The organism is Candidatus Palauibacter sp. (assembly GCF_965261555.1).
In the GTDB taxonomy this organism is placed as follows: domain Bacteria; phylum Gemmatimonadota; class Gemmatimonadetes; order Palauibacterales; family Palauibacteraceae; genus Palauibacter.
The window spans coordinates 473,041-487,985 of sequence record NZ_OZ253465.1 but is presented as its reverse complement, the minus strand read 5'-3'; the positions used below and the strand labels follow the sequence as shown (position 1 = coordinate 487,985).

The window sequence follows — 14,945 nt, the reverse complement described above, 5'->3', positions numbered from 1 at the left end:
GGCCGGCTAGCCCTCCGCCTCCGCCTCCGCGCGCTCACGGGCGCGCTTCTTCTCTCTCCGGGCGAAGTTCAGCACCTCGTACGCCACCGCGAGGATGAGGCCGAGTTCGCGGCGGTCGAGGTCCGCGCGCTGAAAGATGTTTCGGAAGCTCCGCATCTTCGGCGCCGGGTCGATGCCGTGGAAGAGGCCGACCTCTCCCATCGCCCGCTCCCAGATATCGAAGAACTCTTCAAGTTCGCCGTGCAGGGCCGGCGGGGTCCGGCGGCGCCTCTTGCCCTCCAGGTCGCGCTCCTCCCAGTCGGCCGGGCCCAGCGCCGCTTTCCGCAGTTCGTACAGAATGATGACCGCCGCGTGGGCGAGGTTCATCGACGTGTGGTCGGGGTTCGTAGGGATGCACACGAGGCCGTGGCACAGATCGAGCGCCTCGTTGGAGAGCCCCCGATCCTCGCGACCGAAGACGACGGCGAGCCTCCCCTCGCGCCCTCCGGCGGGACTCGTGAATTGCGTCGCGGCGCCCTCGGGGCTCCACCACTCGTGGCGGGTGGAACGGCGGCGGGCGGTCGCACCGAGCACGTAGCTCGCATCGGCGAGGGCGGAGGGGAGATCGTCGAAGATGCGGATGCGCTCCACGACATCCTCCGTGTCGTGAGCGATGCCGGTGATGCGCCACGCATCGAACTCCGCGGGGTTCACGAGCCGAAGACGCGAAAGACCCATGTTCTTCATCGCGCGAATCACGAGCGCGACGTTCACGACATCCTGCGGCTCGTGGAGGACGATGCACGTCCGGTCGAGCCGTGCGCGGCCCTCGCTCACTTCCGGGTCAGACCCTCCGGGCGCGAGCCCTTCCACTTGCGGCCGCGGCGCGGACGGAGCGCCGGATAGCCCGTCTCGCCGCAGGCGGGGCAGGTCTCGGTGTAGGCGCCGATCGCGTCGCCGCAGACCGCGCAGTGCACGCCTGTCTCGTCCGGTGCGAACGAGAGCGGCGCGCCGCACTTCTGGCAGGTCTGGTCGGCCCGCCCCACGGGATCGCCGCACTCCGGGCAGTCCATCCGCGTGTCGTTGCGCTGATCGCCGATCGGATCCTCCTCCTCGCGCGTCCTCTCCGGGCACCGCGGGTCGGGTGGCGGTAACTTGGTCGGAACCCGGCCGTGCCGCGGGACACAAAGCTACGGCGGAGAGCGGTTTGCGACAGGATCAGATCGACACACGCATCGGTCCGGCGGTCTGGATCTGCGGCGGACTGATGATCGCGATCGGCATCACGACGTCGATCCTCCTCCTGCGCGACTTCGAGTCCGACAGCTACCTGTATCTCGCCTTCTACTCCATCCCGGCCAACACGGCGATTTCCGTCTTCCCTCACGAGCCGGTCCTCATCTACTTCGGGAAGGTCGCGGACCTGTGGCTCGCCGCGGCGTGGGCCACGCTCGGTACCGCTATTGCGGGGGTCTTGGACCACCTCGTCTTCGTCCCCCTCCTGAACCTGCGGAACATCGGGGCGTACAAGCGCAAGAGGTTCTACCGGAAGGCGATCTCCTGGTTCATGAAGTGGCCCTTCGCGACCATCGTGGCGACCGGCTTCGCGCCCATCCCCTTCTTCCCCTTCAAGTTCCTCGCATTCTCCATCCAATACCCCATGTGGAAGTGGGTGGCGGCGCTGGTGGTTGCCCGTTTTCCCCGTTATTACCTTCTCGCTCTCCTCGGGGCGACGATTCCGATCCCGAACTGGGTGCTGATCGCATGCGTCGCCGTGGTCTTCGCGCTGTACCTCGTGAAGGCCATTCCCGCGGGGTACAAGCGTTGGAGGGGTTGATCGGATGCCGAACATCTCCGGAGCCATGGCCGCACGCATGCTCGCGCGGGGCATCCGCAACCGGATTCAGAACAAGCCGCTCTCCGTCTCGTTCGAGATCACGCACGCCTGCACGGCGAACTGCTGGCATTGCAACTGGGGCGGACCCATCAAGGAGGAGCGCCTCGGGGCCGCGGACTACGCGGCGATCTGCCGGGAGCTTCGGCCCGTCGTGTCGCACGCTTCAGGAGGGGAACCGCTCGCGCGCGGAGACGTGTACGACATCGTCGACGCGATGACCAACGAGGGCGGGCTGCCCTGGATGATCGTGGTCACGAACGCGTCGAACCTCACGCCGGAACGCTTCTTCCGTCTCAAGGACAGCGGGATGCACCAGCTGTCCACCTCGCTCGACTTCCCGGACGAGAGACACGACGAATTCCGCCGCATTCCCGGACTGTTCGACCGCATGGCCCGCGTGGTTCCCGAGATCCGCCGCCAGAGCACGGACACGGACGACATCCTGCTCAACGTGTGCATCACCGCGTGGAACTACCGGGACATCGGAGACATGGTGCGCGTCGCGAAGGACTGGGGCGTGCCGATCAACTTCTCCGTCTATACGCACCTGAGGGTGCAGGACCGGGACGGGCTCATCGAGGGGGATGGGCTGGACGGACTGGCGGACAGCCTGCAGGAGGTCATCGACCTCCGAAGCGCCGGGTATCCGGTCTACACGACGCCTCGCGTGCTGTGGAAATTCCACCGGTTTCTGACGGAGGGAGGGATCCCGGGGTGCCAGGCGGGACGCCGCTTCCTCGTCATCAACCCGGACGGAAGGCTCACGCCGTGCGCGATGGTGATGGCGTACTTCGACCGGCAGGAGGACATGCTGGAGAAGTTCTCAAGGCAGAACACCTGCCAGCGGTGCTACATCTCCACGCGCGCCAACACCGAGAAGAGCTTCAAGGAGTTCGTGCAGGACAACTCGGACGCCTTCTTCAAGCTGCTCACTCCATGGCGTGCCTGAGCACCGCGCCGCCACCGCGTGCCGTGGCGGCTGCGGCTTTGACACGCGACGGGGTCGCGGGGTAGAATCGCTGGCCCCGAGAGGGGACCATCCGGGGCGGTAGCTCAGCTGGCCAGAGCGCTGCGTTCACATCGCAGAAGTCGGGGGTTCAAGTCCCTCCCGCCCCATTGCAAACACGGCAGCACAAACACGGCAGTGCGCGGGCGTAGCTCAGTTGGTAGAGCGTCAGCTTCCCAAGCTGAAGGTCGCCGGTTCGAGACCGGTCGCCCGCTTCTTCGCCCGTCGCCGGGCTCCGCCTATCGCCGGGCCCCGTCTCCCTCGGCCCGAGCGCCGGAGAAGGTTCCCGTGATCACGGCCGGCATCCCCTCCGGGCGAACCTCGAAGGTCCCGCTGACCTCGCCTTCCGCCATCGTCCCCTCGAAGACGAAATCCCCCGTCTGCCCCTGATCCTCGATACGCACCGTGAAGCCGAAGGCGTCTCCGTCCACCGAGATGTCGGACATTTCCCGGGTGTAGCTCTGTCCCTGCGTCGCGCCCGTCCAGCTTCCCGTGAGGGCGCCGTCTTCCGCCGCCTCGACCGTCCAGGTCATGGAGATGACCGGGCCCGGCATTCCCGTGGCCTCCGCCGTGGCCTCCCACGTCCCGACGAGCCAGGACTCCTGAGCCTGCACGGCGCCCTGGGAAACGGCCATCGCCACCACCGCCGCGAACCCCGCCAATCCGACCCGGATGCGTCCGATCCTCGTCATCACTTCTCTCCCTTCGCGCGACCGCCCGCAGCGCCGCCGCCCACCTGATGCCTCTCGTCAATTCGAAGCTCGAAGGTGCCCCTCGCCGCCGCCTCGGACAACCAACCCTCGACGCGTAGTTTCTACGAGACGGGTTCCCAGACGTCCGATTCCGGAGGGCATGCGATGCGCAACTCGTGGTTCGTGGTACTCGCGTCGGCGTTCGCCGCGTGCGGAGTGGGCACGGAGACGGCCCGGGGTCCGCAGGTGGTGACCGACAGGATCGGCGACACGGTGGTCGTCCGGACGCTGTCCGGGAGCGCGTGGGGCGGCGACGCGACGCTCGTTCCGGAACTGTCGATCGGCGAGATCGACGGCCCCGAGGAGTATCTCTTCGGCCGCATCGGATCCATCGCGGTGGATGACGACCACAACGTCTACGTCTTCGACCAGCAGGCCCGGGAAGTCCGCATATTCGACGCCCGGGGCGGTTACCTGCGGACTCTGGGGGGACCCGGGCAGGGTCCCGGTGAATTGCAGCAGCCCGAGGCGATGGCCCTGCTTCCCGACCGGCGGATCGTGGTGCGCGATCCGGGCAATGCACGCCTGCAGGTCTACGGCCCCGACGAGGAGTCCCTGGAGGAGTGGCCCTACACCGAGGCCTTCTATTCCAACCGCCCGCTGTGGACGGACCATCAGGGGAGGGTGTACGTGGCGGCCCGCGACGTTTCCGGTTCGATCGTCTTCGGTCGGGGGCTCCTTGCCGTCTTCGACGCCGATGGAACGCCCCGCGACACGGTCGCACCGCCCCACGGCGACTTCGAGGCCGAGACCGTCACGGGAGAAACGGGGGACGGCGCCAGGGCGACCTACGGAGTCCCGTTCGCGCCGCGGGCGATCTGGGCGGTCCACCCGAGCGGACGCTTCGTCAGCGGAATCTCGTCGCGTTATGCGATCGATCTCGAGGTGGCGGACGGCGTCCTCCGAATCGAGCGGGCGCACGAGCCCGTTAGAGTATTCCCCCGCGAGGCGGACCATGCACGCGCCCGGACCGAGCGCGGCATCGGCATGACCGTCCCGGGCTGGAGGTGGGACGGACCGTCCATCCGGGACACGAAGCCGCCCTTCACGGGGTTCTACCCCGGACGGGACGGCCGGATATGGGTGCAAGTCTCCACCGAGGCGCAGGAGGTCGAGAACGAGGATCACGACCCGGACAGCCCGTTCTCCACGCCCTTCGTGTGGCGATCGCCTCTCCGGTTCGATGTGTTCGAAGCGGACGGAACCTACCTCGGAGCCGTGAATCCGCCCGAGGATTTCTCCTCCTACCCCTTCCCGGTGTTCGACGGCGATGACGTGTGGGCGGTCAGCCGGGACGACCTCGGCATCCAGCGCGTGGTCCGCTACCGAATCACCCTCGACCCCGGCCCCTGACAAGCTCGGTCGCTTGTCCGTCGTACAGCGTCGCGCGTCGCCCCGCCACCTTGATCGGCCCCGGTCGCCGGCACAGTTTCCGGGCCACAACCCGGAGGGGTGGCAGAGCGGCTGAATGCACCGGTCTTGAAAACCGGCGGGCTTTACGCCCACGTGGGTTCAAATCCCACCCCCTCCGTTCGCATCGCGCCTTATCCGTACTCGGCCATCTTCGGGGGCCATGTCAGGCCCGCCGAGTCACCGTATAATCTCCCCCCGACGCGGTGAGGGGCGGAACGCGGTCTATCCCCGGAGAGAATCGGCTTGATCCACACCGGTGCAACGAGGCGTGTCGCCATCACGGGCGTCGGGATGGTCACGCCCATCGGTCTCGACGTGGACTCCACCTGGGACGCGCTCCTCCGCGGCGTGAGCGGAGCAGCTCCGATCACCCTCTTCGACGCCTCCGACCAGGCCGTCCGCTTCGCCTGCGAAGTGAAGGGCTTCGACCCCCTGCGGTACCTCGACCGGAAGGGGGCGCGCCGCGCGGACCGGTTCCTGCAGCTCGCCATTGCCGCGGGCTCCCAGGCCATGGAACAGGCGGGGTTCGGCGACGGGCTCGCCCACCTGCCTCCGGATCGGACGGGGATCGTCGTCGGTGTCGCGGTCGGCGGGCTCCCGCTGCTGGAGGCACAGCACAGGAAGCTCCTGTCGAAGGGGCCGCGATTCGTCTCCCCTCTTCTCATACCGATGTTCATCCCGGACATGACGGTCGGACTCCTGTCCATCGTGTATGGGGCGCGAGGCCCGAACTACGCGACGGTCTCGGCCTGCGCTTCGAGCGGCCACTCGCTAGGACTCGCCTTCCGCTCGATCCGGAGGGGAGAGACGGATGTGATGATCGCCGGGGGCACGGAGTCCGCCATCACCCCGCTCGCGGTCGCGGGCTTCGCGTCGATGGGGTCGATGTCTACGCGCAACGACGATCCGGAGAGGGCCTGCCGCCCCTTCGACGCCCGTCGCGACGGCTTCGTGATCGGCGAAGGGTCGGGAATGCTCGTCCTCGAGGAGGTGGAGCACGCGAGGGCACGAGGGGCCGAGATCCTCGGGGAGATCGTCGGTTTCGGGCAGAGCGCGGATGCGTATCACATCACGGCCCCCGCCCCGGACGGAGTCGGCGCCCGCCTCGCGATGGAGCAGGCGCTCGAGGACGCGGGGCTGCTGCCCGGGGACGTCGGCTACATCAACGCGAACGGGACCGCGACGCCGGCTGGAGACGCCTCCGAGACGAAGGCGATCAAGGAGGTGCTGGGCGAGGACGCGCACTCGCTGGTCGTGGGGTCGACAAAGTCGATGACGGGCCACACGCTCGGCGCGGCCGGCGCGATCGAGACGGTGATTTCAACGCTCGTCTGCCGGCGCGGCGTGATTCCGCCCACGATCAACTTCGAGGAGGCGGATCCGGAGTGCGATCTCGAGTACGCACACGGCGGCGCGATCGAGCGCCCCGTGGCCGCCGCCCTGTCGAACTCGTTCGCCTTCGGCGGCCACAACGTCTCCCTCGCCATCCGCCGCTGGGACGACCATTAGCGCCGGTTTCTTGCCATACATATGGCATCGATCATATGGTCCTGCCATACCACCGGCTTGCGGTCCCGATTCGAGAGTCCGATGAAGACCACGCTTAACCTGAACGGTGAAATCCTGAGGAGAGCGAAGACGAGGGCGGCACACGAGGGCATCTCCCTGACCCGATTCGTAGAGGATGCGTTGCGTACGAAGCTGATAGACGACGGCCGGAAGGTTCCGGCCTTCAAGCTCGAACTCAAGACGGTGCGCGGGGATGGCCCGCCCAAGGTCGACATCTCCGACCGAGAGGCGCTCTACGACGTTCTGGATCGCGCGTGATCACTGTCAACTCCAATATCCTCATCTATGCGCATCGGGCGGAGACCGAGCGTCACGCCGTAGCCGCCCGGGAGTTGACCACGAGGCCGAGGGCGCGACTCACTGGGGTGTGCCCATCTTCTTCGCGGCGGAATTCCTGCGGGTGTTCGCTCTACAGCTCGTAAGCAATTTCTCCAATGAGGGAAGTGTGTGAACTGTGAAACCGATGAATCGCTCGACACGCGGGAATCTCCCAACAATAGTTGCGTGCTACCTTCTATTGGTCTTAAACGAGTCCGCTGCTGCTGTACAGCAGGTGCGATTCGACGAGGGGTTTCCTTTGATCGTGGAAGAGATCTCTATTGTCGGCGCGACAGAGGATTTCGGAATCACGATGGACGCCACTCTGGGTCCTGATGGTTCAATCTACGTCGCCGACATGGGGAGCATGCAGATCGTTGCCTTCGATCAATCCGGCGACCTGGCGTGGCGATCCGGAGGCGCTGGCGATGGTCCGGGCGAGTTTCGCGCTCTCTATCGACTCGCCGCCGCCCCCGATGGCAGGATATACGCCTTCGATCCTTCCGCAAACGCAGTGTCCCGGTTCTCGCCCGCCGGCGCGTTCATCGACCGACGACAGCTGGAGTTCGGGTTCTCGAAGATGGATGACCTGGTCGTGGGTCCGGGGAGCCGAATGGCCATTACCGGCATCACACCGCGCGGGCCGGCGCCGGATTCGGCGATCCACGTCTTCGATTCCGAGTTGCAGTACATCAATTCCTACGCGCCTGCACCAGTCGCGACGAACCCTATGTCCCTCAGCTACTCCGGTGCCGGAACGATCGCCCTGACTCCCGAGGGACGCTCGTTGTTCGTGCGCCGTTTGCCGTACGAGATATACGAGTATTCTCTTGAAGGACGGCGCATAAATGTCATCGAAGCACCTTTCGCATACGATCTGACTGCAGACGATGCGGTCACGATAAACGAGGAGGCGGGCCGCTTCGAGATCAGCCGACCCACGAGAGACGTACCAGTCTTCCATGCAGCGACGTCACTAACGGATTCAACATTCATCGTCAGTAGGCGTGAGGGCACGGCGCGTTACTGGGATCTGTTCACTCGCAGCGGGAGCCACGTGGCATCGACGGAGGTACCAAACGATTGGGGCGTGATCGTCGGTTACGATTTAGCTCGCAACGTTCTCTGGGTCCTGGGCAGGCATCAATTGGAACCGGTTCTTCACCGGTTACGACTCGACCCCACAAGTCTTTAGAGGGGTCGCAACCATTCAACGCTACGGAGTTCGTGATGACACTCAAACGACTTGCAGTACTCATGGTACTTGTTTTGCTTTCCGCGGCAGCACCGAACGACGCAGAGGCACAGATCTGCGACGAGACCTGTGTGATCTGGCTAGATTCGGAGGGCACCTGGGCGGGATTCGGGTGTATCACCGGAGGAGGCTTCTGGGTCAACTGCCGAGCCACGGCGAACAGTTGCTCGCTCGACTCCTGCAGATTGACGAGCATCACAACGGTCGATGGGACCGTGCTGGCAGTGGGATCGTCGTGCGAACTGCAGAAGCTGGTCAACGGAGTGACAGAGTACTCCGGTGAACCATATGTGGACGACGAATACCTGACGATCGTGGAGGAGTGAGTCACGATCGGTAATCGCTCCGGCCTCATCGTAGACTGGAGCGTTTTGTCGCCTGCCCAGCGACCCGGATTTGTTCGGAGTCAGCGCGACTTATATGTCTCCGATTACCTGACGGCAGGTGCCTGGATCGCAACCGTTGGAGTTTATCGCGAGTCATCTGGAACATCGCTGAACAAGAGTGAGCGAGAGTAAATCATGACCGTGACGCGTACCAGTCGATATGTTAGTTTCGTAGGCGCCGCCGTGGTCGGTTTCACGTTAGTGACCGTGATCGCTGTGTTGAAGGGAGGAGAATCCGACGCTCGCCGCGTAAACATCGCAGTGGAGCCCCCAAAGAGCGAAACACGGATCTCGCTAATGTATATCGGCAGCCCCGATTGTGCGTGGTCAACCCGATCGGATGTGATGGCCGCAGTGGATGTCATCAAGCAGCGGCTTCGAGATTACGCACTTGAGAATGGCATGGGGTTCGTTGCTCTCGGCGTTGCCACTACCGTCGAGTCCGGCGCAGGGCTTCGGCACCTGAATGCGACTACGGACTTCGATGTACTAAGTGTCGGCGAACATACAGCGAACGCGATCACGCTAGATTATTTTTGGAACGAAGGTCTTGCACCGTCGACGCCACAGATTCTTGTGTCGATGCGAGAAATCACCTGGACTGACCGGGGTACCTTGCCGGGCGAGTTCGCGGGCTCCGTCGTACGTCGCCTGGGGCGGGCGAACGGCGCCGCCGCGCTGATGGCGTGGGCGTCTTCTAGCAATATACTACCCCCATCAAGCACTATTGAGAACCCATCATCGTTTCTGAAGTACAAGTAGGCAACTCTGAGCGAGGAGGAGGCGAAATGAAGAAGCGGAGCGGACGTATGGTAACGTTGTTGAGTGGGTTGATGCTGGGCGGTGCAGTGGCAGTATTGTCGCAGCCGAGACTGGCAGCGGCCGGGGATTGTTTGGCGAAACACAAGTGCGTTGTTCATGCCGGCGGAGAAGAAACAGCGGACACCTGTGAGCCGACCTGGCAATCGAATAGGACGTGCCGGATGGGCATTGAGATCTGCTGGGCTGGTTGTACCGTAATCGAATAGTTTTGACGGAGCGATGGAGGCGTGGTGTATAGGAGACGTGGAACTGGCGTGGGCCATGGGCTTATGGCGGTGTTGTCGCTGTACCTGGTTGCGTTGGTTGGGTGCGACGGTGAGCGCCTGACAGTCCATCCGTTGCCAGGGAAGTTGATCCGACCGGGGGCGCCGGCAGCTGTTATCGGATCCTCAGCTGGCGCGGTGCCCCCGGGGGCGGTCTTCCTCGCTGAGTTGCGAAGGGAAGACAGCGGTTTGTCAATTGGAGTACTTGACGAACCGAGTCCGTTGCAATTCGGGTCCGTCGCGGGTGCTGAGTTCGGTCCCGGCGGAACCCTCCTGGTGCTGGACGGGCAGGCATCTGATCTCCGGGTGTTTGCGCTGGGGACGGATCGCGCGGGAGGTATGGCTACCGCTGCTCAGATCCTTGGTGGTGCGGGGACGGGGCCTGGAGAGTTCCAGCGGCCGACGGCTCTTTCGGTTGGTCGCGACGGGCTGGTGGGGGTGTTCGAGTCGACGGGCCGGGTGCATCTCTTTGGGCGGAGCAGGGAAGGTGAGCTGGAGCACCGGACGACCTTCCAATTCAGAATGGATATCGAAGACGGCTGCATCCTCGGACACCACCTGGTAGTCACAGGACTCCACTCCGAACACTCCGGCGTGGTCCATCTGTTCTCCACGGCGGGTGAATGGGTTCGCTCATTCGGGAGATTCTATGACACGGACAACCCGTGGGTCTCCGAGACGATTGAACGGTCTCTCGTCACATGCCTGGAAGGCTCGGACGAGATTCTGGTAGCGCCGTTGTTTCTTCCAGAAGCGCGGAAATACGATGTGCTCGGTAATCTTCTGTGGTGGACCGAGTTCGACGGGTTGCGCCCAATATACCTGGCCGAGACGGCCGACGGCATGGTGGGCGTCGGGACGCCCGAAGATGGGTATCACGGAACGATCGGTGTCACGGGGGATGTGGACGGAGGAATAGCGATCCTTCAGGTCGGCTTCATCACCCGTGAGCGCCGCGAAAGCGGTAGTGATCCGGAGATCTCGACGTATGTGCTGGCTGCCGACACGGGCGAGGGCGCCCTGCTGGGCCGTGATTTCGGCCGAATTCGCGATATCGACGGAAAGGGTGCCGTGCTCTCACGTGGCGTTCCATTCCCCACGCTTCGTGTCATCACTTGGCCTCCGAGCGTGCGCCAGCCTTGAGGTCGAGACGGCTTCTCGTCCCGCTGCTGATGTGGGCCGGCACAACCACGACGGCGCTGTCTCCGTCGGCACTGCGCGCACAGGAACCGACCCGACTGACGGGTACGGTTCTGGAGGAAGGCGCAGACCGCCCGATCGAAGGAGCGACGGTTCGGTTAACGGGTCCTTCCGGTGTGACCGCCGAGGCTGTCACGGACGCCGATGGAGCATTTTCCTTTGAGGTGACCGTTCCAATGGAGCATGTGCTTCTGGTGCGTCGCCTGGGATACGCGGAACTGCGCGTTCCGCTGACCGGAGAGGAAACGATAGCAGATTTGGTGGTGCGGCTTACGCCGGTTGCACTCCGAGTGGCACCCTTGGAAGTCGGCATCCAGGGCCGCCCCGCCCGGCTCGTGGAAGCAGGGTTTTACGATCGACAGGCGCGGGGTTGGGGGACGTTTACCGACCCGGTTTCGATGAGGGTGCTGCGGAAGGGTTCGGTCAGACTGCCCCAGCTTGTCCAGATTCTTCAAGACCGCGCACCTCTGAAGGCTGCTATCTGCGGCCGAGGCAACACGGTGTTTCTTGATGGCCGTCCATTGGATCCTGAGTTCGCACGCGAGATGTCTGCTTGGGAACTTGGGGCCGCGGAGGTGTACGCGGATGGGGCAGGGTTACCCGTCTTCGCCATGACGCCGTTAACCCTTCGGTGCGGCGCGACCCTCCTCTGGTCAACCGTGACCACCACTGGCGTTGATAACTCGGTACCCCAAATCACCGTCGAGCTTTGCAAGCCTGTCGGAGATCCCGGGAACGTCACGCTCGAGGGGATCGTATCGGATCAAGTCACGGGGGTCAGGCTGCCGGCCGCGCGCGTCCGCGGTTCGTACACCATCCGGGATGGCGCGCAGCGAGAGATCGATGTCCGGACAGATTCCTTGGGGCGCTACCGACTGTGCGACATACCACGGGCCTCGAGGGTTACGCTGGTAGCCGCGTACAACCGGATTACGGGGCTACCGAAGGTCGTCGACGCACAACCCGAAGTCGACTCGGGGCTGCAGGTACAGGTTACCGTCCCGGGTATGATTGTCGGCGAGGTGATCCACGGAGACACGGGGCAGGGGTTGAGGTCGGTCCGCCTCGTAGTTGCCGGCACGGATCACGCCGCCACCTCGGGCAGGTCCGGTGTGTTTTCGCTTGGGCCTCTCCCTCCAGGCTCGTACACGATCCAGGCCCGGTGCGGCGGCTTCGGTGTGGCGACGGTCCAGGTCCAGGTGGAAGAAGGGCGCGAAGCCGGAGTCCAGTTCGTCCTACAGCCTCTGGGCAGCGATCGATACAGATGTCGTGGCAATCACCTTACGGCCGCCCGCCCTTCCATCCGCTGGAGATCGACGAATCCGACGAAGATCACAGCTCGACCGAAGACCGTGCATATGCACGCTCCGCCCAAGGTCGACATCTCCGATCGAGAGACGCTCTACGACGTTCTGGATGGCGCGTGATCGCCGACGAGGTGTGGTGCAGCTACTCGCCGAAGATGCGCTCGTGAAGCCGGAGGTTGTGCTCCGCGATCAGCTTCGGCACCTCGATGGCGTTCACCACGAGCCAGCCGAAGGTCCCGATGCCCCAGATGATGGCGATCGCGTAGAAGGTGTACGCGCGCCGCACGAATGCGTCGAAGTCGCCCGACATGTCTCTCATTTCGGCTGACGCGAAACCCACGAAGAGCCAGAGCATGGCGCCGGCCATGACGGCGGAGAACAGGAGCTGGGCTAGCGCCTGTTGGCGTCGTCCGAGATAGAAGTTGTGGGCGCCGACCAGGCCGAACACCACGAGGAGAATGTACGCGACGAGCGGCGTCTGCTTCTTCGCTTCGTATTCCACCATCCGACGATCCATCTTCCGTCCTCCGTTTTTTACAGGGATACCGCCAATGTCGCAGCATCGCCCGGGTCCGGCGACATCGGTGCGCCGCCCGGACGGCAACGCCTTGCGGGTTGTGCGGCCCCCGGGCGACAATGCGCCTCGCGCCGGCGGCGCGTGGCAGGACCCCGCGTCAGGCAGCGGCCGTCACCGGACCGGCGCGGATCACACTTCTGTAACACGCGAAGAGGCTTGGATATGCGCCACTCGAAATCGACCGCGATTCTGGGCGCGGGGAATATCGGGCGCGCCATCGCCGAGGGGCTCGTGGCCGCGGGCTCGCACGCTCCGGCCGAGGTCCACGTCACGCGCCGCCACACGGAGCGGGTAGCGGATCTCGCGGGGCGGGGGTTCGCGGTGTCGTCCGACAATCCGGGCGCCGTGGCCGCCTGCGACACGGTGATCGTCGCGGTTCAGCCACAGGCCCTGGACGCGGTACTGATCGAGATCGCCCCGCACGTCGACGCCGGGCGCCATCTCCTCGTGTCCGTCGTCTCGGGGGCGTCGATCGCGGCGATCCGCCGCCACGTGGGGCCCGATGTCGCGATCGTGCGCGCCATGCCCAACACGGCGGTCGCGCTCCGCGAGTCGATGACGTGCCTCGCGGCGGAGCCCGCCCACGCCGGGGCCCTCGACCGGGTGGCGGAGTTGTTCCGGGCGGTCGGAGCCACGCTCGTCGTCGAGGAGGAGCACATGGTCCCTGCCACGGCCCTCTGCGCCTGCGGCGTGGCGTTCTTCCTGCGGGCGGTGCGCGCCGCCTGCCAGGGCGGCATCGAGATCGGCTTCCACCCCGAGGAGGCGCTCCGGATGGCGGCCCAGACCGCGCTCGGAGCCGCGGCCCTCGTCCGGGACCAGGGCCGGCACCCCGAGCGCGAGATCGACAGCGTGACGACGCCGCGCGGCTGCACGATCGCGGGCCTCAACGAGATGGAGCACCGCGGCTTCTCCTCCGCGTTCATCAAGGGCATCACGACCTCCGCCGTGAAGGCCGAGTCGCTCTATGCCGATGACTGATCGGGCCGCGCCGTGACCGCGCAGACGCTCTACATCGTCGCCGTCCTGTGCCTCGTCATCGCGGGCACGGAATGGCTCGTGCGCCGGAGCTTCCTGCGCCACGGCGGCACCGCGCTGATGGTCATCATCTTCACCGCGATCATCGCGAACTTCGGTCTGCTACCGACCTCCTCGACCGATCTGGACCCGGTCCCGGCCTACGACGCGATCTTCGGCACCGTCGCCCCGCTCGCGATCGTGTGGCTCCTCCTGAAGGTCAACCTGCGCGACATCCTCCGCGCCGGGCTGCCGATCATCACGCTCTTCCTCATCGGGTCGCTGGGGACCGTGGCCGGCGTGATCGCGGGCATGGCCCTCGTGGACGGGCCGGAGCGGATCGGCCCCCTGTTCGGGCCGCTGGGGGGCATGTTCACGGGCACCTACACGGGCGGAAGCGTGAACTTCAACGCGGTCGCGCTCGAGTACGACGTCATGCGCGAAGGGGTGCTGTTCGGCGGGGCGTCGGCCGTGGATTCGATCATGACGACGGTGTGGATGGCCGCGACGATCGCGATTCCCCGCTGGCTGCGATCGCACTGGCCGAAGTCCGGCTGGAGTTGGGGTGGACTGGCCGACGCGGCGCCGGGTTCCGCCGACCGGGCTCCAGACCTCGGAATCGACGAGGACACCGAGCGCGTGCATCCGGTCGATCTGGCCCTCGTCCTGGCGATCGGTTTCGGAACGCTGTGGGCTTCACAGCGGCTGGAGGCGTGGACCGCCGCAATGGGGTTCCCGATTCCGGACATCCTGATCCTCACCGTGATCGCCCTCGTCCTCGCCCAGTTCCGGGCCATCACGGACCTCGCGGGAAGCCGGACGCTCGGCCTGTTCTCCGTCTACCTCTTTCTGTGCGTGATCGGGGCTCACTGCGACGTGCGGGCGCTGGCCGACATCGGCCCGCTCGGTTTCGCGCTCCTCGTCTTCGCCTTCACGATCATCATCGTGCACGGATTCGTCACCTTCGGCGCGGCCCGCCTCCTCCGGCTCGACGTGGACATCGCGGCCGTGGCGTCCCAGGCCAACGTCGGCGGCGGCACTTCCGCGCTCGCGCTGGCGCGCAGCCTGGGCCGCGGCGATCTCGTGCTTCCCGCCGTCCTGATCGGGTCGCTGGGCAACGCCGTCGGCACCTTCCTCGGACTCTCGGTCGCACGCGTGCTTCCGGGGCTGCTCGGGTGAGGCCCGGA

General features: G+C 65.3%; 16 protein-coding genes and 3 tRNA genes. 15 read left to right on the top strand and 4 right to left on the bottom strand.

The genetic code is table 11. The features are described from left to right. Window positions 1-6: 6 nt before the first annotated feature. Window positions 7-816 carry an RNA methyltransferase gene (locus ACQY5G_RS02065; RefSeq protein WP_428276547.1) on the bottom strand — a complete coding sequence of 270 codons (810 nt, stop codon included), beginning with the start codon at window positions 814-816 and terminating at the stop codon, window positions 7-9. Next, window positions 813-1,052: a double zinc ribbon domain-containing protein gene (locus ACQY5G_RS02060; protein ID WP_428276545.1), complete on the bottom strand. Its 240-nt coding sequence runs from the start codon at window positions 1,050-1,052 to the stop codon at window positions 813-815. Before ACQY5G_RS02060 ends, ACQY5G_RS02065 begins: the two co-directional genes overlap by 4 nt. A gap of 134 nt (window positions 1,053-1,186) precedes the next feature. Between ACQY5G_RS02060 and ACQY5G_RS02055 the strand changes: the two genes are divergently transcribed. The 4 genes from ACQY5G_RS02055 to ACQY5G_RS02040 all read left to right on the top strand — a co-directional run bounded on the left by ACQY5G_RS02055 (window position 1,187) and on the right by ACQY5G_RS02040 (window position 3,097). Continuing rightward, window positions 1,187-1,816 carry a hypothetical protein gene (locus tag ACQY5G_RS02055; RefSeq protein ID WP_428276543.1) on the top strand — a complete coding sequence of 210 codons (630 nt, stop codon included), beginning with the start codon at window positions 1,187-1,189 and terminating at the stop codon, window positions 1,814-1,816. A 4-nt stretch (window positions 1,817-1,820) separates the two neighbouring features. Then, on the top strand, window positions 1,821-2,825 hold the full coding sequence (locus tag ACQY5G_RS02050; RefSeq protein ID WP_428276541.1) for a radical SAM protein: 1,005 nt from the start codon (window positions 1,821-1,823) through the stop codon (window positions 2,823-2,825). A 93-nt stretch (window positions 2,826-2,918) separates the two neighbouring features. Next, window positions 2,919-2,992, top strand: a tRNA-Val gene (locus ACQY5G_RS02045). Between the two features lie 32 nt (window positions 2,993-3,024). Beyond that, window positions 3,025-3,097 (top strand) — tRNA-Gly (locus ACQY5G_RS02040). A 24-nt stretch (window positions 3,098-3,121) separates the two neighbouring features. Here the strand turns inward: ACQY5G_RS02040 and ACQY5G_RS02035 are convergent. Continuing rightward, entirely contained in the window at window positions 3,122-3,574 is a 453-nt protein-coding gene (locus tag ACQY5G_RS02035; protein WP_428276539.1) for a hypothetical protein, read from the bottom strand. A 165-nt stretch (window positions 3,575-3,739) separates the two neighbouring features. On the opposite strand from ACQY5G_RS02035, the gene ACQY5G_RS02030 reads away from it, so the two are divergent. From ACQY5G_RS02030 to ACQY5G_RS01990, 9 genes are all read left to right on the top strand, one after another. Continuing rightward, window positions 3,740-4,987, top strand: a complete 1,248-nt coding sequence (locus tag ACQY5G_RS02030; protein ID WP_428276537.1) for a 6-bladed beta-propeller — start codon at window positions 3,740-3,742, stop codon at window positions 4,985-4,987. A gap of 93 nt (window positions 4,988-5,080) precedes the next feature. Continuing rightward, window positions 5,081-5,165, top strand: a tRNA-Ser gene (locus ACQY5G_RS02025). Between the two features lie 125 nt (window positions 5,166-5,290). Next, entirely contained in the window at window positions 5,291-6,556 is a 1,266-nt protein-coding gene (gene fabF, locus ACQY5G_RS02020) for a beta-ketoacyl-ACP synthase II (RefSeq protein WP_428276535.1), read from the top strand. 81 nt (window positions 6,557-6,637) lie between these two features. Then, on the top strand, window positions 6,638-6,874 hold the full coding sequence (locus tag ACQY5G_RS02015; RefSeq protein ID WP_428276533.1) for a DUF6364 family protein: 237 nt from the start codon (window positions 6,638-6,640) through the stop codon (window positions 6,872-6,874). Window positions 6,875-7,169: 295 nt separating this feature from the next. Next, window positions 7,170-8,129, top strand: a complete 960-nt coding sequence (locus ACQY5G_RS02010) for a hypothetical protein (RefSeq protein WP_428276531.1) — start codon at window positions 7,170-7,172, stop codon at window positions 8,127-8,129. A gap of 35 nt (window positions 8,130-8,164) precedes the next feature. Continuing rightward, entirely contained in the window at window positions 8,165-8,515 is a 351-nt protein-coding gene (locus ACQY5G_RS02005; protein ID WP_428276529.1) for a hypothetical protein, read from the top strand. Between the two features lie 195 nt (window positions 8,516-8,710). After that, on the top strand, window positions 8,711-9,337 hold the full coding sequence (locus tag ACQY5G_RS02000; RefSeq protein WP_428276527.1) for a hypothetical protein: 627 nt from the start codon (window positions 8,711-8,713) through the stop codon (window positions 9,335-9,337). 599 nt (window positions 9,338-9,936) lie between these two features. Further along, window positions 9,937-10,803, top strand: a complete 867-nt coding sequence (locus tag ACQY5G_RS01995) for a hypothetical protein (protein ID WP_428276525.1) — start codon at window positions 9,937-9,939, stop codon at window positions 10,801-10,803. Continuing rightward, window positions 10,800-12,287: a carboxypeptidase regulatory-like domain-containing protein gene (locus ACQY5G_RS01990; protein WP_428276523.1), complete on the top strand. Its 1,488-nt coding sequence runs from the start codon at window positions 10,800-10,802 to the stop codon at window positions 12,285-12,287. Before ACQY5G_RS01995 ends, ACQY5G_RS01990 begins: the two co-directional genes overlap by 4 nt. Window positions 12,288-12,309: 22 nt before the next feature. Here ACQY5G_RS01990 and ACQY5G_RS01985 read toward each other — a convergent pair whose 3' ends face one another. Next, complete coding sequence (locus tag ACQY5G_RS01985; RefSeq protein WP_428276521.1) at window positions 12,310-12,684, bottom strand: NINE protein; 375 nt, start codon at window positions 12,682-12,684, stop codon at window positions 12,310-12,312. A 222-nt stretch (window positions 12,685-12,906) separates the two neighbouring features. Here ACQY5G_RS01985 and proC point away from each other — a divergent pair, with 222 nt between their 5' ends. Beyond that, on the top strand, window positions 12,907-13,722 hold the full coding sequence (gene proC / locus ACQY5G_RS01980) for a pyrroline-5-carboxylate reductase (protein ID WP_428276519.1): 816 nt from the start codon (window positions 12,907-12,909) through the stop codon (window positions 13,720-13,722). A 12-nt stretch (window positions 13,723-13,734) separates the two neighbouring features. Further along, entirely contained in the window at window positions 13,735-14,937 is a 1,203-nt protein-coding gene (locus ACQY5G_RS01975; protein WP_428276517.1) for a DUF819 domain-containing protein, read from the top strand. The last annotated feature ends 8 nt before the right edge of the window (window positions 14,938-14,945 follow it).